A 26,075-nucleotide genomic window follows, 5' to 3' on the forward strand; every position below is an offset into this window, starting at 1 on the left:
GGCTACTCCCGTACCCGCTCCAGCTTCTGCAAGCACCGCGTTGCGCGCACGACGGCCGGCATCTCCGCGTCGGGAAAGCTCGTCTTCCAGTCGGTGACGCCGACCTCGCCGACATAGATATCACCCCGCGAATCCAGCGCGATGCCATGGGGCGCCAGGAATTTGCCGCTGGCGACGCCCGGACCCGCCTCACCGCCGAGTCGCGCGATGCGCTCGCCCCTGGCGTTCACGATCGACAGCCGCGGCCCGAGATTGGGCACCTTGCGGTTGACCGCCAAGCCGGGGCCGAGCTCGCCGATCACGAAAGTCGGGTTCTTCGCCCCGCCGCAGCAGCACAACGCACAGGGCCGGTGAAGGTTATTCCACTGCGTCTCGTACCTGCCCTCGCCATCGAACACCTGGACACGATGGTTCTCGCGGTCGGCGACATAGACCCAGCCGTCGGCGTCGGTGGCGATATTGTGCACGATGTTGAACTGGCCGGGATCGGTGCCGGGCTCGCCCCAACTCCTGATGAGCTTGCCGTCCGGCGTGAATTTGTGCACGCGCGCATTGCCATAGCCGTCGGAGACGTAGATCTCGCCCTTGGGCGACAGCGCGGTGTGCGTGCAGCGGTGGAACGGTTCGCCGCTCATGAACGGCGACGGCTTCTCGGGAATGCCGATCGTCAGCAGCACCTTGCCGTCGGTTGTGCATTTGCGCACGGTGTGATCGCCGTCATCGGTGCAATAGAGGTTGTCGTCCGCATCGATGTGGAGTCCGTGCGCGCGGGAAAATAGTCCTTCGCCCCAACTGCGCAGGAAATTGCCGTCGCGGTCCAGCACCACCATCGGATGGGCGCCGCGGTTGAAGACGTAGATGCGATCCTTGCTGTCGACCGCGACCGAGGCGACGTCGGTGAGCTGCCAGCCCTCCGGGAGCTTTGCGAAGTTTTCGACCACGCTATAGCGGTGTTCGCCGCTGCCGAGAATGGCTGGCATCGATCTCTCCTCCTGTCATTCCGGGGCACGACGAAGTCGCGAGCCCGGAATCCATCGGGCCGTGGGTTCCGGAGTTGCATGGATTCCGGGTTCGCGCTGACGCGCGCCCCGGAATGACGATTGCGGTTACGACCCGCCCAGCATCCCTTCCTCGATCGCCTTGATCTGCAGTGCCAGATATTTCGAGTTGATGCGGCACTGCGCCAGGCTGCCGGCGATGAACCAGAGCCCGGGTTGCCCAGTGCGCGCATACATGTTGCGCAGCTCGAAACCGTCGCCAAAGCCCCAGATCGGGCCGACGCGGTCGGCCACGCCATCGCCGAACAGCCTCCGAACGAGATATTCCTGTGGCTTGTAGCCGGTGGCGAGCACGATGAGGTCGGCCGCAATGGTGGAGCCGTCCTTCATTCGTGCGCCTTCGGCGACGAAGCGCTCGATGTCGTCGAACTGCCTGAGCTTGACCTTGCCCTCGACGATCAAATTGGAGCAGCCGACGTTGAAATAATAGCCGCCGCCGCGGGTGAGGTATTTGAATTGCCAGCCGGTGCCGGCCTCGCCGAAGTCGAGCTTGAAGCCGACGCGGGCAAGGCCTTCGAGCAGCTCCTTGTCGAGCTGCTTCGATTGCTCGGTCAGCATCACATGCGTCTTCTTTGCGAGCGGCGTCGGCATCGAGGCCGCGATCAGGTCGTTGTCCTCGAGCGTGCCTTCATTGTAGGTCGCGTAAGCGAGCTGCGCCGACGGCTCGATATTGGTGACGAGCGTCGGCGAGCGCTGCACCAGCGTCACCTCGGCGCCGCTGGAATACAGATCCTGCGCGATGTCATGGCCGCTGTTGCCGGTGCCGACGACGATCGCGCGCTTGCCGGCCCAGCTTTCGCCGTCCTCGTAGCGGCTGGAGTGCAGCAAGGTCCCCGTGAAATTGGCGAGGCTCGGAATCTCCGGAATGTTGGCGATGCCGCTGACGCCCGTCGCCATGATCACGTGGCGCGGATGCATGGTGCGCTTGCTGCCGTCGGCGCGGCGCAGCGTGACGGTCCAGCGACCGTTGGCCTCGTCATAGGTGCCGCCCTCGAATTCGGTGCCGGTCCAGAAGTTCAGCTCCATCGCATCGACGTAAGCCTCGAACCAGTTGGCGAGCTTGTCCTTGGGGATATAGGTCGGCCAGCTCGGCGGAAACGGCATATAGGGCAGGTGATTGACCTGCACCTGGTTGTGCAGTGTCAGCGCATGATAGCGCTTGCGCCAATTGTCGCCGATCCGCATTTCGCGATCGACGATCAGCGTGTCGACCTGCAACTGCTTCAGCCGCGCTGCGATCGCAAGTCCGGCCTGGCCGCCGCCGACCACCAGCACGGCCGGATCGCGGTCGGCATAATCGCGCGAGGCGTTGCGCAAATCGAGCCAGTTCGGCCCGCGGAAATCGCGCGAATAGGCCTGGCCGCGCGGCCGCGACGTGCCGAGCTGCTCCTCGAAGCCCTTCAGCTCATCGAGCGCGGTCAGCAGCGTCCAGGCTTTCAAACCGTCGTCGTCGGTGCCGTCGGGTGCGAGCCGGACGATACCGCTGCCGCGCCCGATCGCGGTTTCGAAATCGAAGAACGTCTCGACGCAGTTGCGGCCGGCGCGCGTGACCCAGCGCGGCGCTGCGCGGTGGGGCGCGATCTTGAAATTGGCTGGTGCCGCCTTGGGCGCGAGTGCGGCCAGCGCATGGGCAATGGTGTCGCGACCGGCGAGCGTCTGCAGGTTCCAGCTTAGCGCCAGCACGTCGCGCCAGAAGCTGTCGGCGAGGAAGAGCTGGTCCAGCGCTGGCTCGGGCTTGCTCAGCGTTCGCTCGAACGCGTCGAGCCATCCCTGCGCGGATGCGGCAATATCCTTCGTCCTGTCCAGCATGCGCGACCTCGTCGCCGTCTTCGCGGCGTTTCCTCTGGTCGAGGCTATACGGTTTCGCAGGCCGCCAAAAGCCGGTGACCCGCGCAATGGCGGCATATGGCACTGCTCGGACGGTATGTGCCGGAGATGCTTCAGGGAGGCTTCGGCGACGGGTGGCTAAGGCCCACCGGACCTCTGGTCCGCCCAATAGGGATCGCGCAGCTTGCGCTTGAAGATCTTTCCGGTGGCCTCGCGCGGCAGCGCATCCAGGAACTGAATCTCCTTCGGCACCTTGAAGTTGGCCAGCCGGTCGCGCAGCCAGGCTTGCACGGCACCGGCGGAGAGCTGTGCGCCGGTGTCGGGCTCGATGCAGGCGCACAGCCGCTCGCCATATTCGGCGTCGGGGATGCCGAAGACGGCGCAATCGCGTACACCCGGCATTCCGATCAGCACGTTCTCGATCTCGGCGGGATAGATGTTGACGCCGCCCGAGATCACCATGTCGCGCTTGCGGTCGCACAGGAACAGATAGCCGTCCTCGTCGAGATAGCCGACGTCGCCGACGCTGACGAGGCCGTCGCGCCCTGCCTCGGCGCGGGCCTGCGCCTTGCCGTGATAATCGAAGTCGGGCACCGCGGTCTGACGCATATAGATCTCGCCGACCTCGCCGGCGCCGCAGCGGCTGCCGTCGTCGCGAAAGATCCTGACGATGCCGCCTTCGATGACGCGGCCGACCGTGCCGGGCTTCTTCAGCGCCTCTTCGGCCGAATGCCAAACCGGGATGCCGGTCTCGGTCGAGCCGAAATATTCGTTGATGACCAGTCCCCACCATTCGATCATGGCCCGCTTGATTTCGGGCGGGCAGGGCGCCGCGCCGTGCACGACGAAACGCAGCGACGAGAGGTCGTAGCGATGTCTTGTCGCCTCCGGCAGCCGCAGCAGCCGGACGAACATGGTCGGGACCATGTGGATGTGGGTGACGCGGTGACGCTCGATCAGCGCCAGCAGCTCCTCCGCGTCGAACCGCGCCTGAAGCACAATCGTGCAGCCGCAGCGGAACGCCATCATGCCGTAGGAATGCGGCGCCGAGTGATACATGGGACCGTTGATCAGCACGACCTGCTCCTCGCGCGGCTTGATGCCGTAGGCGATCGCACCGACCCGTTCGGAAGCGGCGGCCTGCTCGGGCTGCATCGGCATGCGCCGCACGCCCTTCGGCATGCCTGTCGTCCCCGAGGTGTAGATCATCGCCGCGGCCCGGCGCGGCGGCTCCTGCGTTTCCGGATGGCCGTTGCGCCAGCGGTCCCAATCCGTCAGACCCGCCGGGACCTCGGTCAGCTCAGGAGGAATTGCGAAGGTCGCGGCGAGCTCGGGCGGCGTCCGAACCACGAAGAGACTGACACCCTCCGGAATGCCGCCGCGGATCTGCGGTAGCAGGTCGGCGTGGCAGACCAGGATCTTGGCACCGCTGTCGGACAGGATGTAGCGGACCTCCTCGGCCTTGAGATGCCAGTTGATCGGCACCACGGGGCTGCCCAGCGCGGCCGAGGCCGCGACCACCTCGAACAGCGCGAAATCGTTGCGCAGCATCATGGCGACCGGGGCGCCCTCGGCCAGTCCGAGGGCGCGAAGGCCGCTTGCCGCGCGCCTGATGCGCGCCTGGATCTCGTCATAGCCGATCCGGCGTTCGCCGCTGATGATCATGGCGTGTTCCCTTCCGCGCGAGTCAGCGATCGTCCAGCACGTCGCCGAAGCCGACCCAGCTCTTGCCGTTGAAGCGCCGCAGCTGAAGCTGCTGGAACGGCAGATAGTCGTCTGGGCCGGTGCTCACACTGATGCCCGGCAGCAGCAGCGGCAGCTTCACCTCCTTCAGCGAGGCGGCCTGGCGCAAGATGTTGTCGCGGCTGACATCGTCCTTGCACGCCTTGAGGACCGTCATCAGCAGCGTCGCGTAATGGTAGCCGGCCGCGTAGTTGGAGTTGGAGAGATCCGCGGTCGGCATGTACTGCTTCATGAAGGCGAAGTATTCCTTCACGCCGGGATCGCCGGCCCATTGCGGGTCCATCGTGTCCTTCTGATTGCTCGACGAGATCAGGCCGACCGCATTGTCGAGCCCGGCGGGCTCCAGGAACGAGATCGACGAGGCAGAGGTTGGCACGAAGAACAGATCGGGCTTCCAGCCGATCTCGGCGACGCCCTTGATCATCTGCGAGGTGAACTTGCCGAGCACGACGCCGAACAGCACGTCGGCGCCCGACGCTTTCAGGGTCGAGAGTTGCGAGCTGATCGTCGGCGCGCTGGTCTCGTAGGTCTGCTCCGCGACGATCATGCCCGCGGCCTTGTCGCCGAGCGCGCGCTTGAAGCCGGCGACATAGTCGCGGCCGAAATCGTCGTTCTGGGACAGGATGGCGATCTTCGCGCCGGGCTTGGTCCGCAGCACGTGCTTGGCGTAGACCACGCCCTCGGATTCGTAGGCGGCCATGCCGGGCATGGTCCACGGATATTTCTGCGGATCGGCCCATTTCGTCGCGCCGGAAAGCACGAACAGCTGTGGCACCTTCTTGCCGTTGAGGTAGCGCTGCACGGCGCTGTTGGTGGCGGTGCCGAGCGAGCCGAACATCATCAGCACCTCGTCCTGTTCCACCAGCTTGCGGGTCTGCTCGACCGTCTTCGGCGGCGAGTAGGCATCATCCAGCGTGATGAACTTGATCTTGCGGCCGTTGATGCCGCCTTCGGCATTCACTTTGTCGAAGAACGCCTCCTGGGTCCGTCCGATCGCGCCGAAGCCTGATGCCGGACCGCTATAGGGCAGGGTCTGCCCGATCCGGATCTCGTCGCTGCCCTCGGCATGGGCGCTGCCGGTTGCGAGCGTCAGCAAGGATAGGCCGATCAGTGCGGCTGCCAGCTTCATGGTGTCCTCCCGTGTTGTCTTGTTAGTCCGGAACGTCAGGCGCTCGCGCGCATCAGGAAATCCTGCCGGGCCTGGTCGAACTCTCCTTTCATCCGGTCCACGAGCTCGGAGACCGGCGGGGCATCCAGGATCTGACCGATGCCCTGGCCCGATCCCCAGATATCGCGCCACGCCTTCGACTTCATGTTGCCGCCGGAGCCGAAGTTCATCTTCGACTTGTCGGCGACCGGGAGGTTGTCCGGATCGAGCCCTGCGGCCGCGATCGACGGTCCCAGATAATTGCCGTGCACGCCGGTGAACAGGTTGGTGTAGACGATGTCGTGTGCGGCGTGCTGCGTCAGCGCGGACTTGTAGGCCTCGTCTGCATTGGCTTCCTTCGTGGCGATGAAGCGCGTGCCCATATAAGCGAGGTCGGCGCCGAGCGTCAGCGCCGAGGCGATGCCGAAGCCGTCGCTGATCGCGCCCGACAGCAGGATCGCGCCGCCGAACCATTGCTTGACCTCGCGCACCAGCGCGAAGGGCGACAGCGTGCCGGCATGCCCGCCGGCGCCGGCGCAGACCAGGATCAGGCCGTCGACGCCCTGCTCGGCGGCCTTGCGCGCGTGCTTGACGTTGATGACGTCGTGGAACACGAGGCCGCCATAGGAATGCGCGGCCTCGACGATCTCGGCCGGCGGCCGCAGCGAGGTGATGATGATGGGCGCCTTGTGCTTGACGCAGGTCTCCATGTCCTTCATCAGCCGGTCGTTGGAGGCATGGCAGATCTGGTTGACGGCGTAGGGCGCGACCTTCTTGCCGGGATTGCGCGATTTGTATTCGCCGAGCTCGTCCTCGATCCGGCTGAGCCACTCGCCGAGCTTCTCGACCGGACGGGCGTTGAGCGCGGGAAACGAGCCGACCACGCCCGCCTTGCACTGGGCGATCACCAGCTCCGGGCCGGAAACGATGAAGAGGGGTGAGCCGACGACGGGAAGCTCGAGGGAATTCCTGAGCAAGGCGGGCAGTGCCATCCGATCCTCCTGACGACGCACGTCGACGGCCTTCCGGCCGATGATCGAGCGCTTCCATGTCGATTGTCGCGCGGACGGGTGCTCCCCCCTCGCGGTTTGGCGCACTATAGGGTTGGACGGGTGGCGCCAGATCGTTCAATATTGAACATAGGTCCATTCAGCTTTGAACGGAGCCGGTGGTGGATTGGGATCTCTGCAAGACCTTCGTCGCGGTAGCGGACACCGGCAGCTTCACCGCCGCGGCGCGGCGGCTGCACGCCAGCCACCCGACCGTCAGCCGCAAGATCGCGGCGCTGGAGGCGCAGCTCGGCACCAAGCTGCTGGCCCGCGCCGCCGACGGCCTGGTGCTCACCGCCGACGGCCGCACCTTGCGCGAGCATGCGGAGGCGATGGCCGTCGCCGCGCTGCGCGCCGAGGCCGCCGTCGGCGCCGGCGGCCGCAAGGCGCGCGGCACGGTCAAGCTGTCGATCGGGGCGACGCTCGCCTCGCACTGGCTGATGCCGCGGCTGCGATCCTTCCTCGAAGCGCACCATCACATCCGGCTCGAGATCATCACCCATCCGTTTCCAGCCAGCGTGCGGCGCCGCGAGGCCGACGTGGTGCTGCGTCCGGTCGACAGCGGCGAGGAGAACCTGGTTGGCCGCAAGATAGGCCGTCTCGGCACCGGCTTCTATGCCTCGCGCGACTATGCGGCCGGCCGGTCCTTGCCGGAACGCAGCGGCGAATGGAAGGGCCACAGCGTCATCGGCTTTGCGGATCAGGACTCCAATGCGCAATTGGCGCGTTGGAGCGATGCGATCACGCGCCAGGGCACAATGGTGATGCGCTGCTCGTCGCAGGGCGACATGCTGGCGGCGGTGCGCGCGGGAATCGGGATCTCCGCGCTGTCCTGCTTCGTCGCGGAGAGCTATCCGGACCTCGTGCGGGTCGCACCGCAGAAGCTCGTCAGCGTCGCCGATCTCTGGCTGCTCGCCCATCCTGATCTGGTCGAGCTGTCCGCAGTGAGGGCCGTGGTCGATTTCGTGGCCAAGTGCGCCCGCGCCGACCGCGAGCGGCTGCGGGGCTAGTTTGAGCCCGCGAGCACGCCCTCGCGTTTCTTCACCGCGCGATAATAGCTCCACCACAGATGCGCCGCCGCGCCGCGCAGGGGACGCCAGGGCTCGGCGAGCGGCGCCATCTGCTTTTCCGTCGGCCGCGCCTTGAGGCCGAGGCCGATCCTGATGCCCTCCTGCACCGCGAGGTCGCCGGCCGGCCAGGCATCGCCATGCCCGAGGCAGAACAGGAGGTAGACGTCCGCGGTCCAGGGGCCGATGCCGGGCAGCGCGATCAGCGTGTGATGGGCGGCGTCGGCGTCTTCCTCGGCCAGCACGTCGAGATTCAGCCGCTGCGCGCTAATCTCGCGCGCCAGATGCTTCAGCGTCTTGATCTTGGCGGCGGAGAGGCCGAGCCGTCCCAGCCGATCTGTTCGGGCGCGACGCACCGCGTCATGGTCGAACGGATCGAAGGCCGCCGACAGTCGACCCCAGATCGCCGCGGCGCTCGCGGTCGAGAGCTGCTGTCCGCAGACGATGTGGGCAAGCCCCGCAAAACCCGGCTCGCGCCGCCGCAGCGCCGGCATGCCCGCGATCTCGAGCACCGGCTTCAGGCGCGGATCGCGCTTGATCAGCGCGTGGACGGCTTCTTCGAGATCGGATTGGGTTTCGAGATGGATGGTCATGACAATTTGGCGAGCTCTCTGTCGTCATGGCCGGGCTTGTCCCGGCCATCCACGTCTCTCTGGCCACCGAGCATGTTTAGCATGGGAGAGCGTGTCCGTAAGTCCGTGACCTTGACACGCTCGCGGTGTGATACCGAAGAACGTGGATGGCCGGGACAAGCCCGGCCATGACGAGTTCTTTCGCATGGCACCACCCGTTTTCCGATTCGCCCCCAGCCCCAACGGCCACCTGCATCTCGGCCACGCCTTTTCCGCGCTGTTGAATTTCGAGCGCGCGCAGGAGACCGGCGGGCGGCTGCTGTTGCGGATCGAGGACATCGACGCGACGCGTTGTCGGCCGGAATATGAGGCGGCGATCTATGAAGATCTCGCTTGGCTTGGAATCTCCTGGGAGACGCCGGTGCGGCGGCAGTCGGAGCATCTCGCCGATTATCGCGCCGCGCTGGATAGACTGTCGGCGCTCGGTCTCGTCTATCCCGCCTTCGAGAGCCGGGCTGAGATCGCAAAGCTCGTCGCCGCGCGCGAGGCCGACGGGCCGTGGCCGCGCGATCCCGACGGCGCGCCGCTTTATCCTGGCGATGCCAGATCATTGTCGGCTGACGAGCGGTCGCATTTGATCGCGTCGGGCGCGCCCTATGCGCTTCGGCTCGACATGCAGGCTGCCTGTCGCCATGCCGCCCATCTGAGCTGGGTTGAGCACGGCGAGGGGCCCGACGACGAGTGCGGCTCCGTGCCGGCGCGACCGCGGGCCTGGGGCGACGTGATCCTCGCCCGCAAGGAGATTCCGACCAGCTACCATCTGTCCGTGGTGGTCGACGACGCGCTGCAGGGCGTCAGCGAGATCGTGCGCGGCCAGGATCTGTTTCATGCGACCTCGGTGCATCGCCTGCTCCAGGTCCTGCTCGGCCTGGGCGAACCGGCCTACCGCCATCACCGGCTGATTTGCGACGGCGAGGGGCGGAAGCTGTCGAAATCGAGCCGCTCGACCGGTCTGCGCGACTTGCGCGCGGCCGGCGTCACGCCTGCCGGTATCCGCCAGCTGGTGGGATTAGGTTAAGTTTCTCTGGGGGTTAGCGAAACGTCGCCGTGACTCCAGGTGTTTCGCCGTGCCATGCTCGGCAACAGCCCGGGGGTCCGAAGGGGATACTTCGAAGGGGATTCATGGCGGCGAAGAAGCGCCCAGCGCGCACCACGAAGACGTCCAGGCGGCCGCCTCGGAAGCGGCCCGGGGCGGCTGGGCAGGTGCGCAAGCGCAGCACCGGGACGGTCACGCCTGATGTGGTCCAGGCGGCGCTCGCCGCCTTTGCCCATGAAGTTCGCACGCCCCTGACCGGCATTCTGGCGATCAGCGACCTGCTCGCGACCTCCGATCTCGGCGAACGGGAGCGGCGCTGGGCCGACACCATCAAGGCCGGGGCCGAGCATCTGGCGAGCCTTGCCACGCTGTTCGTCGATGCAGCCAGAAGCGGCAAGGGGGCCGGGAAGGGGGCCGGGAAGGGCGGCAGCACGCTGCGGCAGGACCTGTTCGACCTGCGCACGCTCGCCCGCAGCGCCGGCGATTCGCTTGCGGGGCGCGCCGCGGCCAAGGGTCTCCAGGCCCAGGTCGAGATCTCCGACAAGCTCCCCGGCCTCGTGGTCGGCGATCCCGTCCGCCTGCGCGCGGCGCTCGAGAACCTGATCGACAATGCCGTGAAATTCACGGACCAGGGCGGCGTGGCGCTCGCGGTCGCTCCCACCAGGGGCAAAGAGAAGGGCAAGGACAGGGTCGGCATCGCTTTCGCGGTGTCCGACAGCGGCATCGGCCTCACCATGGGTGAGATCAAGCGGCTGTTCCGCCCGTTCACCCAGGCCAACGTCACCATCGCCTCACGCTTCGGCGGCGCCGGCCTCGGCCTGTCCTCGGTCAAGCAATTGGCGCGGGCGATGGGCGGCGACATCACCGTCGCACCGCGCCGCGGTGGCGGCGCCACCTTTACCCTGACGGTATCGCTGGATGCCACCGGACCGGACAAATCCAGCAAGGCGAGGGACGAGGCCGGGACAGATGCGGCCGCGGCGCTGCGCGTCCTCAGCGTCGAGGACAATCCGTTCGGCCGCGTCGTGCTCAACACGATCTTGACCGAGCTCGGCCATCATGCCGAGTTCATCGGGCGGGGCGAGGACGCCGTCGGCCGGCTGGCGCAAGGCGCGTTCGATGCGGTGCTGATGGACATGGTGCTGCCGGGCATCGACGGCGTCGAGGCCATCAGGCGGATTCGCACCATGGAGGCGCCGTTGGCCCGGATCCCGATCATCGGGGTGTCCGGCCGCGGCGAGGACGAAGCGGCCTCGCGCGAAGCCGGCGCCGACGCCTTCCTGGTCAAGCCTGTGTCTCCGAGGGCTTTAGCGACTGCGCTGCTTGAAGCGACACGCCGTGAGGAAGCCGCGACTTGATGATCGCGGCGTTGAGCTCGCCGCCGTAAACGAAGATCGCGGCGATGAAGTACAGAAACACCAGCGCGATGATGACCGAGGCAAGCCCCGCATACATGGTCACGTAATTGTTGGCGAAGCGCGCCAGATATTGTCCGAACACGATGCTCGAGATCAGCGATGCCACGATGGTGAAGACGATGCCCGGCAGGATCTGGAGGAAGCTGCGGCGCCCCGCTGGCAGCCAAGCGTGCAGGATGAGCAGCGCCACCACCAGCGCGCCGATGGAGATGCCGTAGCGCACCCAGGTGAGAATGCTTTCGTTGGATTCGACGAATAGGGGAATGTGGCGCCGCGTCGCCTCGATGATCAGCGGGCCGAGCACGATCAGGAACGCCATAGCAAGGGCAGTGAAGGCCGCGATGATCGTATAGGCAATCGATTCCAGCCGGAGCCAGTACCAGCTCCGCATCTCCACCACCGCATAGGCGCGGTTGAGTGCGACCCGCAGCGCCTCGACTCCGTTGGAGGCGAAATAGACCGAAAGCGCAGCGCCGATGGTGAGCAGGCCGGTGCGGGTGGTGGTCAGCACGTCATGGACCTCGCCCGAGATCGAATCGGCGACCTGCTTGGGCCAGACCTGGAGCATCAGGCTTGCGGCCTGGTCGGCGAGCTCCTTGGAGCCGAAGAAGCCGGCCAGCGAGGTCAGCACGATCAGGAACGGGAACAGCGCCATCAGCGTCGACAGCGCGATGTGGCTTGCGATCGCCCAGCCGTCGTCAGCCAGGAACGTGTAGAACGCATCCATCGCGACGCAGTAAATGTAGCGGACGGCTTTCACTGGACGCCCCGTACTGCTCCCGCGCGCCGCAGGCGGGGAGAGGGGAAGACGGTCGATGCCGGATGCAAATCGGAGATCATGTAGCCAGCTTCTGACATTATCGGCTCAAAAGCCAGATCGCGAAGCGCCGCGCCGCGCCTCGCTCAGCGCGGTCGTAGCTCATCGCCCCGAAATGACGAAACTGAGGAGATGGCGGACCGGCGCGCACGGTGTTATCACCCCCCAATGGCATCTCTCCTGACGACTTTCATCCTGCCGGCGGCGGCCGGCGCCGTGGCCCTGGTGCTGCTGCTCGGCCTCATCAACATGATGCGCGGCGGCTCGCCCAACACCTCGCAGAAATTGATGCGCTGGCGCGTGCTGCTCCAGTTCGTGGCGATCATCATCGCGATGCTCGCGGTCTGGGCGATGGGGCGCTGAGATGGTCGTGTTGAACCGCATCTACACCAAGACCGGCGACGACGGCACGACCGCGCTCGGAACCGGCGAGCGGCGTCCGAAATACGATCTGCGCATCGAGGCCTATGGCACCGTCGACGAGACCAACGCCGCGATCGGCGTGGTCAGGCTCCATACGCAAGACCTGCCCGAGCTCGATGCGATGCTCGGCCGCATCCAGAACGATCTGTTCGATCTCGGCGCCGATCTCGCGGTGCCCGAGCGCGAAGGCAAGGCCGAGCGCCTGCGGGTGGTGGCGAGCCAGGTCGAGCGGCTCGAGCGCGACATCGACGCGCTCAACGACAAGCTTGCCCCGCTCACCTCGTTCGTGCTTCCCGGCGGCACGCCAGCGGCGGCCCATCTCCATGCGGCGCGCACGATATGCCGTAGGGCGGAACGGGTCATCGTGGAACTGGCGGCCCGGCCCGGCGAGCCGGTCAGCGCAGCTGGCATCCAATATATGAATCGCCTCTCGGACTTCCTGTTCGTGGCCAGCCGCACCGCCAACGGTAATGGCGTCGGTGACGTGCTTTGGGTTCCCGGCCAGAACCGTTGACCATCGCGCCTTCCGCATTTCAGGAGGCCAAATTTAGGCCCGTTCGCGCGTTGACCGGGGCAGATCGGGCCTTTAGGTTCCGCGCCAGTTGATAACCCCCTTCCCAAATTGAGTGAAAGAGGATCGATGAAGGTCTTAGTGCCGGTAAAGCGGGTGGTCGATTACAACGTCAAGGTCCGCGTCAAGGGCGATGGATCGGGCGTTGAACTCGCCAACGTCAAGATGTCGATGAACCCGTTCGACGAAATCGCGGTCGAGGAAGCGCTGCGCCTGAAGGAAGCCGGCAAGGCGACCGAAGTCGTGGTGGTCTCCATCGGACCGGCGCAGGCGTCGGAGACGATCCGCACGGGTCTTGCCATGGGCGCCGATCGCGGCATCCTGGTGAAAGCGGAAGGCGCGGTCGAGCCGCTCGCTGTCGCCAAGATCCTGAAGAAAATCGCGGAAGAAGAGCAGCCGGGTCTCATCATTCTCGGCAAGCAGGCGATCGACGACGATTCGAACCAGACCGGCCAGATGCTGGCTGCACTGCTCGGCTGGCCGCAGGCGACATTCGCCTCCAAGCTCGAGGTCGAAGGGTCCGGCTTCAAGGTGACTCGCGAAGTCGACGGCGGCCTGCAAACCGTGCAGCTGAAGGGACCGGCGATCGTCACCACGGATCTCCGTCTCAACGAGCCGCGTTACGCCTCGCTGCCCAACATCATGAAGGCAAAGAAGAAGCCGATCGCGGAGAAGACCGTCGCCGATTACGGCGTCGACGTTGCCGCGCGTCTCGAGGTCCTCAAGACGACTGAACCTGCGGGCCGCAAGGCTGGCGTCAAGGTCAAGGACGTCGCCGAGCTGGTGTCGAAACTCAAGAACGAAGCCGGGGTGCTCTGATGACGACGCTTCTGATTGCCGAACACGACAATGCGTCGCTCAAGGACGCCACGAACAAGGCCCTGACCGCAGCTAGCGCGCTCGGCGCGGATGTCGAGGTTCTCGTTGCCGGCCAGAACGCCAAGGCCGCGGCCGATGCCGCTGCCAAGCTCGCCGGCGTGAAGAAGGTGCGGCTCGCCGACGGCGACCTCTATGCGCACGATCTTGCCGAGCCGCTGGCCGCGCTGATCGTCTCACTGGCGTCCGGCTATGACGCCATCGTCGCGCCCGCGACCTCGCGCTTCAAGAACGTGATGCCGCGCGTCGCCGCGCTGCTCGACGTCATGCAGGTCTCGGAGATCATCAAGGTGGTCGCCCCTGATACCTTCGAGCGCCCGATCTATGCCGGCAACGCCATCCAGACGGTGAAGTCGAAGGACGCCAAGAAGGTCATCACGGTGCGGACCTCGACCTTCGCCGCTGCGGGCGAGGGTGGCAGTGCGCCGGTCGAGGCCGTTCAGGCTGCGGCCGATCCGGGCCTGTCGACCTTCGTCGGCGAGGAGGTCGCCAAGAGCGATCGTCCCGAGCTGACCTCGGCCAAGATCATCGTTTCCGGCGGCCGTGCCATGCAGAGCCGTGAGAATTTCGCCAAGTACATCGAGCCGCTCGCTGACAAGCTCGGGGCCGGTGTCGGTGCTTCTCGCGCGGCGGTCGACGCCGGCTATGCGCCGAACGACTGGCAGGTCGGCCAGACCGGCAAGGTCGTGGCGCCCGAGCTCTATGTCGCCGTCGGCATTTCCGGCGCCATCCAGCATCTGGCCGGCATGAAGGACTCCAAGGTGATCGTCGCGATCAACAAAGACGAGGACGCACCGATCTTCCAGGTCGCCGATTACGGCCTGGTCGCCGACCTCTACCAGGCGGTTCCGGAGCTGACGGCCGAACTCGGCAAGCTCGGCAAGTAAATGACGTCGAAAACACCGGCCGGAGGTATAAACTCCGGCCGGTGTTGCTTTTTTGAGCCGTTTTCTTGGCGTGGGGCACGCCTTCGACGCGATCCAATCTAGGTTTCGAGCCAAGGTTCTGATTAAATCGGACCTCCCGGCTCAAGGGGTAGTGGCAAGCGCGCGTCGCGCGGTTCCGGTGGATGACAATATGGCGGCAGTGATCAAGAAGGTCGGCGTGATCGGCGCGGGTCAGATGGGCAACGGCATCGCGCATGTCGCGGCGCTCGCCGGCTTCGACGTGTTGCTCAACGACATCTCGGCCGACCGCCTCAAGTCGGGCATGGCCACCATCAACGGCAATCTGGCGCGCCAGGTCTCCAAGAAGGCGGTTTCCGAGGACGACAAGGCCAAGGCGATGGCGCGCATCACGCCGGCCGAAAAGCTCGACGACCTCGCCGATTGCGATCTCGTGATCGAGACCGCGGTGGAGAAGGAAGAGATCAAGCGCAAGATCTTCCACGAGCTCTGCGCGGTGCTGAAGCCGGAGGCGATCGTCGCCTCCGACACGTCCTCGATCTCGATCACTCGGCTTGCCGCCGCCACCGACCGGCCCGAGCGCTTCATCGGCATTCACTTCATGAATCCGGTTCCGCTGATGGAGCTGGTGGAGCTGATCCGCGGCATTGCCACCGACGATGCGACCTTCGAGGCGTCCAAGGAATTCGTCGCCAAGCTCGGCAAGCAGGTCGCGGTCTCCGAGGATTTCCCGGCCTTCATCGTCAACCGCATCCTGTTGCCGATGATCAACGAGGCGATCTACACGCTGTATGAAGGCGTCGGCAATGTCGAGGCGATCGATGCTGCGATGAAGCTCGGGGCGCACCATCCGATGGGCCCGCTCGAACTGGCAGATTTCATCGGGCTCGATACCTGTCTCTCCATCATGCAGGTGCTGCACGAGGGCCTCGCCGATTCCAAATACCGCCCGTGCCCGCTGCTGGTGAAGTACGTCGAGGCCGGCTGGCTCGGCCGCAAGACCCAGCGCGGCTTCTACGATTACCGCGGCGCCAAGCCGGTTCCGACGCGATAAAGGCAACGGTGTCGTAGGGTGGGCAAAGCGAAGCGTGCCCACCACCTGTTGCCATCGTTGAGAGATGGTGGGCACGGCGCAAGCGCGCCTTTGCCCACCCTACGGCGCCTCAGCCGTCGATGACCTTGTGTCATTTCATGTCCCGTTAACCTCTCGCCCCTAGGTTACGGCCGGTACGAGGGTTCGCGTAATGGACATGATGGCAATGGTCAGCACCATGCTGGCCGCTCAGCAAGGCGCGCTGCAGTCGAATATCGCGGCGACGCTGACCAAGCAGAACGCGGATATGGAGAAATCCACCGTCCTGACGCTGCTCGGCGCCGGCCAGCCCTCGCTCGCCAATGTCGGCCCCGGCGTCGGCGGCAATCTCAACGTCACTGCCTGACCCTTTCTAGAGCGCTGCAGCGGCCTTGCCCGTTGCCGCCCGGATCAGCTTGAGCGCGTCCTCGCTCGCCCATTCCGCCGGCCCCGCGATCGTCGCGATCTCACAGCCCTGCGGATCGACCAGCACCGAGGTCGGCATGCCCAGGGCTCGGCCTATGGCCTTAAGATCCTGAAAAACCTTGGCTTTCTGATCGCTAAAATAGCTGAGCCTGACCAGGTTGGCCTCTTTCAGGAAGTTTTTCGGCTTCTCGGGGTCGCGGGTGTCGATATTGATCGCCACCACCTCGAAGTTCGGGCCCGACAGCTTGCCCTGCAGCTCGTCCAGCGCCGGCATTTCCTTCCGGCAGGGCACGCACCAGGTCGCCCAGAGGTTCACCAGCAGCGTCTTGCCGCGGAAGTCTGACAGCTTCTTCGGCTTGCCATCGGCGTCCTCGAAAGCGAGGTCGGGCAGCTTCAGCGGCGCGCTCGCCATGGCCAGCGCCGCCACCTCGCCATGGGCGAGCGGGGCGATCCTCGAGGCCGTCGCCACCGCCGGCCGACAGGTCGGATCGCCTGCCGGCGACCGGCCGAGGCCGAGCCCATACAGCGCGGCAAAGCCGGCGAGGCCCCCGATCGCCACGATGGCGATCACGAGGGGGACCCGGCGCGTGGCGGAGGGCTTCTGGTCGAGCATATCGTTTGTCATCCGGTCGCAGATATGGCTATCAGGGGCCTCTTAATACGGCTGGCGGCGGCCGGCAAACGTGCGGCAAATCAAGGCGTGAGCAGGGGATCATGAGCAACAAGATGTGGGGCGGCCGGTTCTCGGAACGTCCCGACGAGATCATGGAGGAGATCAACGTCTCCATCGACGTCGATCGTCACCTCTACGCCCAGGACATTGCCGCGTCCAAGGCCCACGCTGCGATGCTCGCCAGCCAAGGCATCATCACGGGTTCTGATGCGAAAAATATCGCCAGGGGTCTAGACACGATTTTGTCAGAGATCGGCAAGGGCGGCTTCGAGTTCAAGCGCGCGCTCGAGGACATCCATATGAATGTCGAGAGCCGCCTGTCCGAGCTGATCGGCCCCGCCGCCGGCCGCCTGCACACCGCGCGCTCGCGCAACGACCAGGTCGCGACAGATTTCCGTCTGTTCGTCCGCGACGTGATCGACGAGACCGATGCCGCGCTCGCCGCGTTCCAGCAGGCGCTGGTCGAGCGCGCGCTGGAGCATGCCGCAACCGTGATGCCCGGCTTCACGCATCTGCAGACCGCGCAACCCGTCACCTTCGGCCACCATCTGCTCGCCTATGTCGAGATGGCCGCGCGCGACCGCGGCCGGTTCCAGGACGCGCGCAAGCGGCTCAACGAATCCCCGCTCGGCGCCGCCGCGCTGGCCGGCACCTCGTTCCCGATCGACCGCCACGCCACCGCGAAAGCGCTTGCCTTCGATCGTCCGATGGCGAACTCGCTCGATGCCGTCTCCGACCGCGACTTCGTGCTGGAGACGCTGTCGGCGGCCTCGATCTGCGCCGTGCACATGTCGCGCTTTGCCGAGGAGATTGTGATCTGGACCTCGCCGCTGGTCGGCATGATCCGCCTCAGCGACAAGTTCACCACGGGATCCTCGATCATGCCGCAGAAGCGCAATCCGGATGCCGCCGAGCTCGTGCGCGCCAAGACCGGCCGCGTCATCGGCGCGCTCAACGGCCTCCTGATCGTCATGAAGGGCCTGCCGCTCGCCTATCAAAAGGACATGCAGGAGGACAAGCAGGGCGCCATGGAGGGCTTTGCCGCGCTGTCGCTCGCGATCCGCGCCATGACCGGCATGGTCCGCGACCTCGTTTCCGACGAAGCCAAGATGAAGGCCGCTGCCGGCGAGGGCTACGCCACCGCGACCGATCTCGCCGACTGGCTGGTGCGGACGCTGAAGATGCCGTTCCGCGAGGCTCATCACGTCACCGGTCGCATCGTCGCCAAAGCGGCCGAGGGCGGCGTGGCGCTGCACGAGCTGTCGCTGAGCGAGATGCAGGCGATCGAGCCTGAGATCACCAAGGACGTGTTCGGCGTGCTCTCGGTCGAATCTTCGGTGAAGAGCCGCACCAGCTTCGGCGGCACCGCGCCGAAGAACGTGGCGTCCCAGGCCAAGGCCTGGGCGAAGCGGCTGGAAAAAGAGCGAAAATCGGGCCGAGGGTAAAATTTCGCTGATGTTTCATGGTCATCCGGCTCTCGCCAGAGTGCGCCAATCTCTGTATGGTGCGGCCGCGTAGTGGGGATTTCGTCGTGACGTCAAAGTTTCGCCCGGCCGGTTCGGGGTGGGCCATCATTGTCTTGAGCCTGACGGCGCTTGCGCTTGCCGGCTGCGGCCGCAAGGGACCGCTCGATCTGCCGCCGACCGCCAACGCGTCCGCCGGCAGCGTTACCGCGCCGGTTGATACCGAGACCGAAACCCAGAGGACGCCGAGCGTGTTCAACCCCACCTCCGGTGCGGATGCCGCGCCCGCGGCGGCCAAGGGCCGGAAGAAATCGTTTATTCTCGATCCGCTCCTGGACGAACCTCCCGCCCGAAGATAAGCCGGGACAACCGAGCCTGCGTCATGAACCATTTCGACTATCGCAACGGCGTGCTGCACGCCGAGGCGGTGAACCTGTCCGAGCTGGCAGCGACCGTCGGCACGCCGTTCTATTGCTATTCGACCGCGACGCTGGAGCGGCACTATCGCGTCTTCGCGGATGCCTTCGCCGGCGAGAAGGTGCTGGTCTGCTATGCCATGAAGGCGAACTCGAACCAGTCGGTGCTGCGCACGCTGGCCAAGCTGGGCGCCGGCGCCGACGTGGTCTCGGGCGGTGAGTTGAAGCGCGCGCTGGCCGCCGGCATTCCCGCCAGCAAGATCGTGTTCTCCGGCGTTGGCAAGACCGAAACGGAGCTCCGCGCCGCGCTCGCCGCCGACATCCTCTGTCTCAACGTCGAATCCGAGCCCGAGCTGGAGCTGCTGTCGCGGCTTGCGACCGAGATGGGCAAGACCGCGCGGATCTCGCTCCGCGTCAACCCCGATGTCGATGCCGGCACGCACGCCAAGATCTCCACCGGCAAGTCCGAGAACAAATTCGGCATCCCGATCGTGCACGCCCGCGAGGTCTATGCCCGCGCCGCGAAGCTGCCCGGCATCGAGGTGACCGGCACCGACGTGCATATCGGCAGCCAGATCACCGACCTCTCCGGCATGGAGACCGCGTTCCGCATCCTCTCCGAGTTCGTGCAGACGCTGCGCGCCGACGGCCACGACATCTCACATGTCGATTTCGGCGGCGGCCTCGGCATTCCCTACGACATGAACCGCGAGGCGCCGCCGGAGCCGGCCGCCTATGCCGCCATGGTCAAGCGCGTCAGCCACAATCTCGGCTGCACGCTGATGTTCGAGCCGGGTCGCATGATCGTCGGCAATGCCGGCATCCTGGTCGCCAGGGTGATCTATGTGAAGCACGGCGACGGCAAGAATTTCGTCATCATCGATGCTGCGATGAACGACCTCATTCGCCCGACGCTGTACGAGGCCCATCACGACATCCTGCCGGTGAAGCAGCCCGCCAGGGGCGCCGCCACCATCATCGCCGACGTCGTCGGCCCGGTCTGCGAGACCGGCGACTATCTCGCGCTCGACCGCACGCTGCCGACGCCCGCGCCCGGCGATCTCCTCGCCATCATGACCGCAGGTGCCTATGGCGCGGTGCAGGCGGGCACGTACAACACCCGGCCGCTGGTGCCGGAGGTGCTGGTGAAGGACGACCAGTACGCGGTGGTGCGCCCGCGCATCGAGGTCGAGCAGCTCATTGCGATGGACAAGCCGGCGCCGTGGCTGTGAGGCGCCGGGCTTCGGCGTTATTTTTTCGCGCCGACCACAACGCCCGCCTTGGTCTCGATCGGCTTGATCGCCGCCGTGAAATCGGACTCGGCGCCTTCCGCCGCTATCACGGTCTCCCACAACCGCCCGACCGCGTCGGCGACCTCCATCGACAGGCCGAGCTGCTTCATCTCCTCCAGCGCCAGCCGCACGTCCTTCACCATCAGTCCCGTGGCGAAGCCGAAATCGAAGCTGCGCGGCAGCACTGAGCGCGGAAACTTGTCGCGGCTCGCCGTGTTCATGCCCGAGCCGGCATTGATGACGTCGATCATCACGGCGGGGTCGAGCCCGGCCTTGACGCCCATCACCACGGCCTCCGACGTCGCCACGATCGCTGTGGCCGACAGCAAATTGTTGGCGAGCTTCATGGTCTGGGCCGATCCCGGCTTCTCGCCGATGAAGAACACTTTTCCGATCACGTCGAGGACGGGCTTGAGCAGATCGAACTCCGCCTTCGGCCCCGACACCATCACCGCCAGCGTGCCCTTCTCGGCGCCGCCGACGCCGCCGGAGACGGGGCAGTCGATCTGCACGATGTTGCGCTTGGCGAGCAGGCCGTGAATCTTCACGGCCATCGCCGAGCCGACGGTGGAGAGGTCGACGAAGCGTCTTGCCCGGCCGCCCTCGATCACGCCGTTCGCGCCCGTCGAAACCTCGAGCGAAGCCTGCAGCGAGGGCAGGCTCGCCATCACGGTCTCGACCTGGTCGGCGACATCCTTCGGCGAAGTCGCGACTGTGGCGCCGAGCGCTGCGAGCTTGTCCGCGACCTCTTTGCGGGTGTCGAACACGACGAGCTTGTGTCCGGCCTCGACCAGCCGCCGTGCCATCGGGAAACCCATGTTTCCGAGGCCGATGAATCCGATGTCCATGGTGTTCCCTTTTTCTCTTCTTCGTTGTCGTGAAAAGAGCTTGTTTCATCCCCGCTGTCGTCCCGGACAAGCGCGCCCAAAGCGCGCGCGGATCCGGGACGACAGCGGGGATCGGCGCCGCATCTCACGCCTTGCCGTCGATCTCCGCAAACACCTCGCGCGCGATGCGGAAGCTATCGACCGCGGCGGGCATGCCGCCGTAGATCGCGACCTGCATCAGGATCTCGCGGATCTCCTCGCGGCTGACGCCGTTGGTCAGCGCGCCCTTCAGATGGGCGCGGAATTCGTGCTGGCGGTTGAGGATCGCGATCATGGCGATGTTGAGCATGCTGCGGGTCTTGCGCGGCAGCTCCTCGCGGCCCCACACCGTGCCCCAGCAATATTCGTTCAGCATCTCCTGGAACGGACGGTTGAAGTCGTCGACGTTCTTCAGGGCGTTGTTGACATAGGCCTCGCCCAGCACCGCTTTGCGGACTTCCAGGCCCTTGTCGTGCATCTTCTTGTCCATGGCGTTTCCCTTGCTTTCCTTGCGTTCCCTGAGGTGGCGCGCGGAAATTACGGGGTTGGGCCGGGCCAGTCACGTCCTCGTGTTATGCGGGAAAAGGGGTATCTCCCGTACCGGAACGGATGCCTCAGTGCTGCCGTTGTGATAGGCTCCTCTCTACCGGGCAACCTGGAGAGTTGATTGAACGGCGTCACCCCCGACCCGTCAGACCCGATCCGCAACAGTGATGCTCTGTCGCGGCTGAAGCTGGCGCAGGCCCTGGACCGGGCCCTCTATGCCATCGCGTGGGAGCGTGCCTGGCCACATCTGGCGCGGCTTCTGACCGTCGTCGGCCTGTTCCTGGTGGTGTCCTGGGCCGGTCTCTGGCTCGCGCTGCCCTTCATCGCCCGTGCCATCGGTCTCGTCGTTTTCGGCGGCATTGCGATTGCGGTGCTGTTGCCCCTGATTCGCTTCCGCTGGCCGAGCCGCGAGGAGGCATTGAGCCGGCTCGACCGTGGCTCCGGCATCCGACACCGCCCGGCCACGACGCTGACGGACACGCTGTCCTCGCAGGATCCGGTCGCACAGGCGCTGTGGCAGGCGCAGCGCGAACGCACGCTAGCGTCGATCAAACGCATCCGCGCCGGTCTGCCGCATCCGCGGCTCGCGCTGCACGATCCCTGGGCGCTGCGCGCGCTAGTCATGGTGATGCTGGTCGCGACCTTCTTCGCCGCCGGCGACGAGCGCGCGATGCGGCTCGGGGCCGCCTTCGACTGGAATGGCGTGCTGGCGCCCGCCAATGTTCGCGTCGACGCCTGGGTGACGCCGCCGCTCTACACTGGCAAGCCGCCGGTGATCCTGTCGACCGCCAACAAGGAGGCCGCGGCGCTGCCCGCCTCCGGTCCGCTTGCCGTGCCCGCCGGCTCGACCCTGATCGTGCGCTCCTCCGGCGGCAGTCTGGACGTCACCGTCTCCGGCGGCCTCAAGGAGGTCGCGCCTGCGGAAGCCGCGCCCAAGGGAACCAACGAGAAGCATTTCACCATCAGCGCCGACGGCACCGCGCATGTGCGCGCGCCCTCCGGCCAGCCGCAATGGGCGTTCGCGGCCACGCCGGATCGTGCGCCGACGATCGTGCTCGCCAAGGCTCCCGAGCGCCAGGCGCGCGGGGGCCTCCAGCTCTCCTACAAGATCGAGGACGATTACGGCGTGACCGGCGCCGAGGCGCAGATCGGCTTGCGCCCCGACGACGGCAAAAATGCCGCCAAGGATGGTAGCAAGGAGTCCGACAGCAAGGCCGCGCCGCGGCCGCTGTTCCAGCCGCCGCAATTCCCGCTCGTGCTGCCGAACGCGCGCACCCGCAACGGTGTCGGCCAGACGGTGAAGGATCTCAGCGAGGATCCCTATGCCGGCGCCGACGTCACGCTGACGCTCACCGCCAAGGACGAGGCCGGCAACGAGGCCAGAAGCGAACCGTTCAACATGCGCCTGCCCGAGCGTCTCTTCACCAACTCGCTGGCGCGCGCGCTGATCGAGCAGCGCCGCATCCTGGCGCTCGACGCCAACAGGAATTCGGACGTCTACACCGCGCTTGACGCCCTGTTGATCGCGCCCGAATTGTTCACGCCGGACGCCGGCTGCTATCTCGGCCTGCGCAGCCTCGCGACCCAGCTCGAGGCCGCCCGCACCGACGATGCCCTGCGCAACGTGGTGGCGAGCATGTGGGCCTTCGCGGTCACCATCGAGGACGACGGTGTCGCCGGCAGCGTCAACGCCGCGCTGCGCTCGGCGCAGGATGCGCTCAAGGCGGCGCTGGACCGCGGTGCCAGCGAGGACGAGATCAGGGTGCTGACGCAGAAGCTTCGCGAGGCCATGGCCGGCAAGGTGCGCGATCTCGCGCGGCGCGCCGAACAGAATCCGCTCGGCGCGCGGCAGCCGTTCCCCGCCGAGGTCCAGCTCATCCTCGACAAGGCGATCGAGCTGCGACAGAAGACTCAGAATGCGACGCCCGAGCAGCTTGCAGACCTGGCGCAGCAGCAGGACACCTTGCGCGAGCAGCTTCAGGCCTATCGGAAGTCGGCCAACAGCCGTGCCAACAAGGCGGGGGACGACAAGACCAACCAGTTTACGCGGGACCGGAAATGCGGAAGCTAGCACGCGTGCCAGTCTTGCGGGCGATGTCGATCGCCTGCCTCGCCTTCCTGTTGGGAAGCGTGACTCCCGTCGTGGCCCAGCAGGACCAGGACCCCGATGCCCTGCTCGACAGCGCCGAAAAGGCGATGCAGGAGTCCGGCGACAGCCTCAGGCAGAAGGAATCCGGCAAGAGCCTGGGCAATCAGTCCGACGCCATTCAGAAGCTCGAGGAATACAAGCGGGCCACGGAGCGGAGCCAATCCTCCAGTCGCGATCGCAACGTCCTGACGCAACGCGATCTCGACGACCTGCTGCGGCAGATCGAGAAGGCGGCGCGCGAGGGCAATAAGGAGGCGGCGCAGCGCCTGCTCGAGCAGCTCGCGCAGATCATGGAAAATCTCCAGATGGCGCAGCCGGGGCAATCCGGCGAGAGCGAGATGGAGCAGGCGCTCAACGAGCTCAGCGACATGATCCGCAAGCAGCAGCAATTGCGCGACAAGACGTTCAAGCAGGGCCAGGATTCCCGGCGTGACCGCTCGCGCGGCAAGCAGGGCGATCAGTCGATGTCTGACCTCCAGCAGGATCAGCAGTCGCTGCGCGACCGTCTGAAGAAGCTGCAGGACGAGCTGGCCAAGCGCGGTCTCGCCCAGAAGGGACAAAAGGGCCAGAAGGGGCAGCAGGGTCAGAAAGGCCAGCAGGGCGACCCCGGTCAGAGCGGCGATCAGGACGGCGACCAGGGCGATGACGACGGCAGCCTCGACGCCGCCGACGGCGCCATGGGCGATGCCGGCTCGAAGCTCGGCGAGGGCAATGCCGACGGTGCCGTGGACTCGCAGGGCAAGGCCCTCGAGGCGATGCGCAAGGGCGCGCAGAAGATGGCCGAAGCGATGCAGCAGGGCGACGGCGACGGACAGGGCGATGGTCCCGGCAATCGGGCCGGCCGTCAGCAGAGCGGCGGCAATCAGACCGATCCGCTTGGGCGTCCGCTTCACGGCCGCGATCTCAGCGACGACTACACCGTCAAGATCCCCGGCGAGATCGACGCCCAGCGCGTCCGGCGCATCCTCGAAGAGCTCCGCCGCCGCTTAGGGGACAGCTCGCGCCCGCAGATCGAGCTCGACTACATCGAGCGCCTGCTGAAGGATTTTTGAGGCGGCCTCGCCTCTGATCCAGCGTCATCGCCCGCGAAGGCGGGCGATCCAGTATTCCAGAGGCCGGCATCAAAGAGCACGCTCTCGCCACATCTGCCGCGGCGTACTGGATGCCCCGCCTGCGCGGGGCATGACGGCGGAGTGTAGGACGACAGCTACCCCGCCGCGCTATCCCTTCTTCGCCGCCAGTGCGTCCGCCACGGCGGTGCGGATGTCGGCGACCGAGAACGGCTTTGTCACGACGTCGTGCACCAGCGCATTGAGGTTCGAGGCGCGCTCGCGCTGGTCGGCAAAGCCGGTCATCAGCAAGATGGTCAGATCGGGAAAGTCGCGAGCGGCGGAGAGCGCCAGCGCGATGCCGTCCATCACGGGCATCTGGATATCGGTGAGCAGCAGGTCGAAGGCGCCGTCCTCGCGACTGAGGATCTCCAGCGCCTCGGCACCGTCTTGCGCGGTGACGGTCTCGTGGCCGTCCATGGCAATGGCGCGCGCCACCAGCGTGCGCATCGAATCCTCGTCGTCGGCGATCAGGATTTTCGGCATGAGAGGAACCTTGGGATCAACTCCGCGGGCTTGCGAGGCTGATTATACGCTGCCGCCGGCAATGTCGCGCCGGTTGAAGAAGCGGACGTCGATATTGCGGCCCTCCGGCGGCGGCGAGGCGAGACGCGAGCGGAAGAAGGCGCGCTCGCCGGGCCGCAGCACGGTCTGCTCCAGCACCGCGTTCCAGGCGTAGATCTCCGCTCCTTGGGCGTCGCGCACGGCAAAGCGCAGCCGCGGGATGTCGAGCGGCTTCTTGCCCTCGCCGACGATCATGCCCTCGATCACCAGCACCTGCTTACCGTCCACGGTCTCGCTGGACAGCTTCACGTCCTTGAAGGCGAGGCCCCGCAGGTTCACCTCGAGCCCGACCAGCTTGTAGAATGCCGCCGTCTGCGGCAGCAGCCGGACCATGTCGCCGCGCCAGATCACCAGCGCCAGCACCAGCGCGCCCATGGCGGCACAGGCGGTCGGCAAGCCGAAATAGGATTTTCGCGGGGCAGCAATGGCCCCCGGGCGGCTGACCCGCGCACCGCGGCGGCGGAACAGGCCGCGGAACCAGGAATGGTGCTGCGCGCCGGCGACCTCCTGCTCGGCCTCGCGGGCTGCCGCCGACCACTCGTCCTCGGTTTCCTTGACTTCTTCCTCGGGCCAGTCACTGGCGATCGAAGGGCTGTCGACGACAGGCGCATCGGTGGCGCTGTCGTCCGCGGCATAGGAATTCCACTGCTCGGCGAGGTCGGACTGGTCGTCAGCCTGACTGGCTGCCGCCATGGCCGGGACGGACGCCTCCTCGATGGCATCCTCGGCATGGGCGATCCAGGTCTCCTTGCAGCGGGAACAGCGGACCGCCCGTCCGTTCGCCCCAAGGCTCGCGAGCTTGATGGCGTAGGATGTCATACAATGGGGGCAGACGATATGCATGGACGAGCCTTGATGCATGAACCAGGATTGAGCGAGGTCTTGACCATGACCCCGCCGGAAGAACCGGGCGGCCAGGATGCTGCCAAT

At 66.1% G+C, this 26,075-nt stretch carries 26 protein-coding genes; 14 read left to right on the top strand and 12 right to left on the bottom strand.

The genetic code is table 11. The features are described 5' to 3' along the window. Positions 1 to 2: 2 nt before the first annotated feature. The 5 genes from DCM80_RS15255 to DCM80_RS15275 form a co-directional block, all read right to left on the bottom strand. Positions 3 to 980, bottom strand: coding sequence for a peptidyl-alpha-hydroxyglycine alpha-amidating lyase family protein (locus tag DCM80_RS15255; RefSeq protein ID WP_257197744.1), 978 nt, complete (start codon positions 978 to 980; stop codon positions 3 to 5). Positions 981 to 1,106: 126 nt separating this feature from the next. Then, positions 1,107 to 2,867 carry an NAD(P)/FAD-dependent oxidoreductase gene (locus DCM80_RS15260; RefSeq protein ID WP_257197745.1) on the bottom strand — a complete coding sequence of 587 codons (1,761 nt, stop codon included), beginning with the start codon at positions 2,865 to 2,867 and terminating at the stop codon, positions 1,107 to 1,109. Between the two features lie 156 nt (positions 2,868 to 3,023). Beyond that, positions 3,024 to 4,550 (bottom strand): acyl-CoA synthetase, encoded by a 1,527-nt coding sequence (locus DCM80_RS15265; RefSeq protein ID WP_257197746.1) that lies wholly within the window; start codon positions 4,548 to 4,550, stop codon positions 3,024 to 3,026. Between the two features lie 22 nt (positions 4,551 to 4,572). After that, positions 4,573 to 5,757: an ABC transporter substrate-binding protein gene (locus DCM80_RS15270; protein ID WP_257197747.1), complete on the bottom strand. Its 1,185-nt coding sequence runs from the start codon at positions 5,755 to 5,757 to the stop codon at positions 4,573 to 4,575. Between the two features lie 35 nt (positions 5,758 to 5,792). Next, the gene (locus DCM80_RS15275) at positions 5,793 to 6,767 is read right to left on the bottom strand and encodes a nitronate monooxygenase family protein (RefSeq protein ID WP_257197748.1); all 975 of its coding nucleotides are present in this window, start codon (positions 6,765 to 6,767) and stop codon (positions 5,793 to 5,795) included. A 179-nt stretch (positions 6,768 to 6,946) separates the two neighbouring features. Between DCM80_RS15275 and DCM80_RS15280 the strand changes: the two genes are divergently transcribed. Next, positions 6,947 to 7,834, top strand: a complete 888-nt coding sequence (locus tag DCM80_RS15280) for a LysR family transcriptional regulator (RefSeq protein ID WP_257197750.1) — start codon at positions 6,947 to 6,949, stop codon at positions 7,832 to 7,834. Here the strand turns inward: DCM80_RS15280 and DCM80_RS15285 are convergent. Next, positions 7,831 to 8,484, bottom strand: coding sequence for a DNA-3-methyladenine glycosylase (locus DCM80_RS15285; protein ID WP_257197752.1), 654 nt, complete (start codon positions 8,482 to 8,484; stop codon positions 7,831 to 7,833). The two genes, DCM80_RS15280 and DCM80_RS15285, sit on opposite strands and share 4 nt — an antisense overlap. A 184-nt stretch (positions 8,485 to 8,668) precedes the next feature. On the opposite strand from DCM80_RS15285, the gene gluQRS reads away from it, so the two are divergent. Both gluQRS and DCM80_RS15295 read left to right on the top strand, forming a co-directional pair. After that, complete coding sequence (gluQRS, locus tag DCM80_RS15290; protein ID WP_257197753.1) at positions 8,669 to 9,541, top strand: tRNA glutamyl-Q(34) synthetase GluQRS; 873 nt, start codon at positions 8,669 to 8,671, stop codon at positions 9,539 to 9,541. 104 nt (positions 9,542 to 9,645) lie between these two features. Then, the gene (locus tag DCM80_RS15295; RefSeq protein WP_257197754.1) at positions 9,646 to 10,917 is read left to right on the top strand and encodes an ATP-binding protein; all 1,272 of its coding nucleotides are present in this window, start codon (positions 9,646 to 9,648) and stop codon (positions 10,915 to 10,917) included. Here the strand turns inward: DCM80_RS15295 and DCM80_RS15300 are convergent. After that, positions 10,844 to 11,737, bottom strand: coding sequence for a YihY/virulence factor BrkB family protein (locus DCM80_RS15300; protein ID WP_257197755.1), 894 nt, complete (start codon positions 11,735 to 11,737; stop codon positions 10,844 to 10,846). The genes DCM80_RS15295 and DCM80_RS15300 overlap by 74 nt on opposite strands. Before the next feature lie 225 nt (positions 11,738 to 11,962). Between DCM80_RS15300 and DCM80_RS15305 the strand changes: the two genes are divergently transcribed. From DCM80_RS15305 to DCM80_RS15330, 6 genes are all read left to right on the top strand, one after another. Continuing rightward, positions 11,963 to 12,157, top strand: a complete 195-nt coding sequence (locus tag DCM80_RS15305) for a twin transmembrane helix small protein (protein ID WP_028134126.1) — start codon at positions 11,963 to 11,965, stop codon at positions 12,155 to 12,157. Position 12,158: 1 nt separating this feature from the next. Continuing rightward, positions 12,159 to 12,731: a cob(I)yrinic acid a,c-diamide adenosyltransferase gene (locus tag DCM80_RS15310; RefSeq protein WP_257197756.1), complete on the top strand. Its 573-nt coding sequence runs from the start codon at positions 12,159 to 12,161 to the stop codon at positions 12,729 to 12,731. Between the two features lie 126 nt (positions 12,732 to 12,857). After that, entirely contained in the window at positions 12,858 to 13,607 is a 750-nt protein-coding gene (locus DCM80_RS15315; protein WP_257197758.1) for an electron transfer flavoprotein subunit beta/FixA family protein, read from the top strand. Next, a complete protein-coding gene (locus DCM80_RS15320; RefSeq protein ID WP_028134129.1) occupies positions 13,607 to 14,551 on the top strand; it encodes an electron transfer flavoprotein subunit alpha/FixB family protein in 945 nt (314 codons plus the stop codon). Before DCM80_RS15315 ends, DCM80_RS15320 begins: the two co-directional genes overlap by 1 nt. 190 nt (positions 14,552 to 14,741) lie before the next feature. Next, complete coding sequence (locus DCM80_RS15325; RefSeq protein WP_257197759.1) at positions 14,742 to 15,623, top strand: 3-hydroxybutyryl-CoA dehydrogenase; 882 nt, start codon at positions 14,742 to 14,744, stop codon at positions 15,621 to 15,623. Between the two features lie 190 nt (positions 15,624 to 15,813). Then, complete coding sequence (locus DCM80_RS15330) at positions 15,814 to 16,008, top strand: hypothetical protein (protein WP_008543352.1); 195 nt, start codon at positions 15,814 to 15,816, stop codon at positions 16,006 to 16,008. Between the two features lie 6 nt (positions 16,009 to 16,014). Here DCM80_RS15330 and DCM80_RS15335 read toward each other — a convergent pair whose 3' ends face one another. Then, positions 16,015 to 16,680 carry a TlpA disulfide reductase family protein gene (locus DCM80_RS15335; protein WP_257197951.1) on the bottom strand — a complete coding sequence of 222 codons (666 nt, stop codon included), beginning with the start codon at positions 16,678 to 16,680 and terminating at the stop codon, positions 16,015 to 16,017. A 101-nt stretch (positions 16,681 to 16,781) separates the two neighbouring features. Here DCM80_RS15335 and argH point away from each other — a divergent pair, with 101 nt between their 5' ends. The 3 genes from argH (at position 16,782) to lysA (ending at position 19,851) form a co-directional block, all read left to right on the top strand. Beyond that, complete coding sequence (gene argH, locus DCM80_RS15340; RefSeq protein ID WP_257197760.1) at positions 16,782 to 18,185, top strand: argininosuccinate lyase; 1,404 nt, start codon at positions 16,782 to 16,784, stop codon at positions 18,183 to 18,185. A gap of 86 nt (positions 18,186 to 18,271) precedes the next feature. Beyond that, the gene (locus tag DCM80_RS15345) at positions 18,272 to 18,562 is read left to right on the top strand and encodes a lipoprotein (RefSeq protein ID WP_257197952.1); all 291 of its coding nucleotides are present in this window, start codon (positions 18,272 to 18,274) and stop codon (positions 18,560 to 18,562) included. Between the two features lie 23 nt (positions 18,563 to 18,585). After that, positions 18,586 to 19,851, top strand: coding sequence for a diaminopimelate decarboxylase (gene lysA, locus DCM80_RS15350; RefSeq protein WP_257197762.1), 1,266 nt, complete (start codon positions 18,586 to 18,588; stop codon positions 19,849 to 19,851). 17 nt (positions 19,852 to 19,868) lie between these two features. On the opposite strand, the gene DCM80_RS15355 is transcribed toward lysA, so the two are convergent. Then, entirely contained in the window at positions 19,869 to 20,759 is an 891-nt protein-coding gene (locus tag DCM80_RS15355) for an NAD(P)-dependent oxidoreductase (protein ID WP_257197764.1), read from the bottom strand. Positions 20,760 to 20,883: 124 nt separating this feature from the next. Then, the gene (locus DCM80_RS15360) at positions 20,884 to 21,267 is read right to left on the bottom strand and encodes a carboxymuconolactone decarboxylase family protein (protein ID WP_018316258.1); all 384 of its coding nucleotides are present in this window, start codon (positions 21,265 to 21,267) and stop codon (positions 20,884 to 20,886) included. 177 nt (positions 21,268 to 21,444) lie between these two features. Between DCM80_RS15360 and DCM80_RS15365 the strand changes: the two genes are divergently transcribed. Further along, a complete protein-coding gene (locus DCM80_RS15365; RefSeq protein WP_257197767.1) occupies positions 21,445 to 23,394 on the top strand; it encodes a TIGR02302 family protein in 1,950 nt (649 codons plus the stop codon). Then, the gene (locus tag DCM80_RS15370; protein WP_257197768.1) at positions 23,382 to 24,524 is read left to right on the top strand and encodes a DUF4175 family protein; all 1,143 of its coding nucleotides are present in this window, start codon (positions 23,382 to 23,384) and stop codon (positions 24,522 to 24,524) included. Before DCM80_RS15365 ends, DCM80_RS15370 begins: the two co-directional genes overlap by 13 nt. A gap of 168 nt (positions 24,525 to 24,692) precedes the next feature. Here the strand turns inward: DCM80_RS15370 and DCM80_RS15375 are convergent, their stop codons facing one another. Further along, on the bottom strand, positions 24,693 to 25,067 hold the full coding sequence (locus DCM80_RS15375) for a response regulator (protein WP_194405855.1): 375 nt from the start codon (positions 25,065 to 25,067) through the stop codon (positions 24,693 to 24,695). Positions 25,068 to 25,109: 42 nt separating this feature from the next. After that, positions 25,110 to 25,988 carry an MJ0042-type zinc finger domain-containing protein gene (locus tag DCM80_RS15380; RefSeq protein WP_257197769.1) on the bottom strand — a complete coding sequence of 293 codons (879 nt, stop codon included), beginning with the start codon at positions 25,986 to 25,988 and terminating at the stop codon, positions 25,110 to 25,112. Positions 25,989 to 26,075: the final 87 nt, after the last annotated feature.

Origin of the sequence: Bradyrhizobium sp. WBOS08 (assembly GCF_024585125.1) — a bacterium.
GTDB lineage: Bacteria > Pseudomonadota > Alphaproteobacteria > Rhizobiales > Xanthobacteraceae > Bradyrhizobium > Bradyrhizobium japonicum_B.

Excerpts from the sequence above, each read along its gene's own strand:
- DCM80_RS15270 (WP_257197747.1), bottom strand. The coding sequence starts at position 5,757 with ATGAAGCTGGCAGCCGCACTGATCGGCCTATCCTTGCTGACGCTCGCA.
- DCM80_RS15375 (WP_194405855.1), bottom strand. The coding sequence starts at position 25,067 with ATGCCGAAAATCCTGATCGCCGACGACGAGGATTCGATGCGCACGCTG.
- DCM80_RS15380 (WP_257197769.1), bottom strand. The coding sequence starts at position 25,988 with ATGCATATCGTCTGCCCCCATTGTATGACATCCTACGCCATCAAGCTC.
- gluQRS (WP_257197753.1), top strand. The coding sequence starts at position 8,669 with ATGGCACCACCCGTTTTCCGATTCGCCCCCAGCCCCAACGGCCACCTG.
- DCM80_RS15330 (WP_008543352.1), top strand. The coding sequence starts at position 15,814 with ATGGACATGATGGCAATGGTCAGCACCATGCTGGCCGCTCAGCAAGGC.
- DCM80_RS15255 (WP_257197744.1), bottom strand. The coding sequence starts at position 980 with ATGCCAGCCATTCTCGGCAGCGGCGAACACCGCTATAGCGTGGTCGAA.
- DCM80_RS15360 (WP_018316258.1), bottom strand. The coding sequence starts at position 21,267 with ATGGACAAGAAGATGCACGACAAGGGCCTGGAAGTCCGCAAAGCGGTG.
- DCM80_RS15260 (WP_257197745.1), bottom strand. The coding sequence starts at position 2,867 with ATGCTGGACAGGACGAAGGATATTGCCGCATCCGCGCAGGGATGGCTC.
- DCM80_RS15315 (WP_257197758.1), top strand. The coding sequence starts at position 12,858 with ATGAAGGTCTTAGTGCCGGTAAAGCGGGTGGTCGATTACAACGTCAAG.
- DCM80_RS15335 (WP_257197951.1), bottom strand. The coding sequence starts at position 16,680 with ATGCTCGACCAGAAGCCCTCCGCCACGCGCCGGGTCCCCCTCGTGATC.
- DCM80_RS15355 (WP_257197764.1), bottom strand. The coding sequence starts at position 20,759 with ATGGACATCGGATTCATCGGCCTCGGAAACATGGGTTTCCCGATGGCA.
- argH (WP_257197760.1), top strand. The coding sequence starts at position 16,782 with ATGAGCAACAAGATGTGGGGCGGCCGGTTCTCGGAACGTCCCGACGAG.
- DCM80_RS15320 (WP_028134129.1), top strand. The coding sequence starts at position 13,607 with ATGACGACGCTTCTGATTGCCGAACACGACAATGCGTCGCTCAAGGAC.
- DCM80_RS15265 (WP_257197746.1), bottom strand. The coding sequence starts at position 4,550 with ATGATCATCAGCGGCGAACGCCGGATCGGCTATGACGAGATCCAGGCG.
- DCM80_RS15370 (WP_257197768.1), top strand. The coding sequence starts at position 23,382 with ATGCGGAAGCTAGCACGCGTGCCAGTCTTGCGGGCGATGTCGATCGCC.
- DCM80_RS15325 (WP_257197759.1), top strand. The coding sequence starts at position 14,742 with ATGGCGGCAGTGATCAAGAAGGTCGGCGTGATCGGCGCGGGTCAGATG.
- DCM80_RS15305 (WP_028134126.1), top strand. The coding sequence starts at position 11,963 with ATGGCATCTCTCCTGACGACTTTCATCCTGCCGGCGGCGGCCGGCGCC.
- DCM80_RS15310 (WP_257197756.1), top strand. The coding sequence starts at position 12,159 with ATGGTCGTGTTGAACCGCATCTACACCAAGACCGGCGACGACGGCACG.
- DCM80_RS15295 (WP_257197754.1), top strand. The coding sequence starts at position 9,646 with ATGGCGGCGAAGAAGCGCCCAGCGCGCACCACGAAGACGTCCAGGCGG.
- lysA (WP_257197762.1), top strand. The coding sequence starts at position 18,586 with ATGAACCATTTCGACTATCGCAACGGCGTGCTGCACGCCGAGGCGGTG.
- DCM80_RS15275 (WP_257197748.1), bottom strand. The coding sequence starts at position 6,767 with ATGGCACTGCCCGCCTTGCTCAGGAATTCCCTCGAGCTTCCCGTCGTC.
- DCM80_RS15285 (WP_257197752.1), bottom strand. The coding sequence starts at position 8,484 with ATGACCATCCATCTCGAAACCCAATCCGATCTCGAAGAAGCCGTCCAC.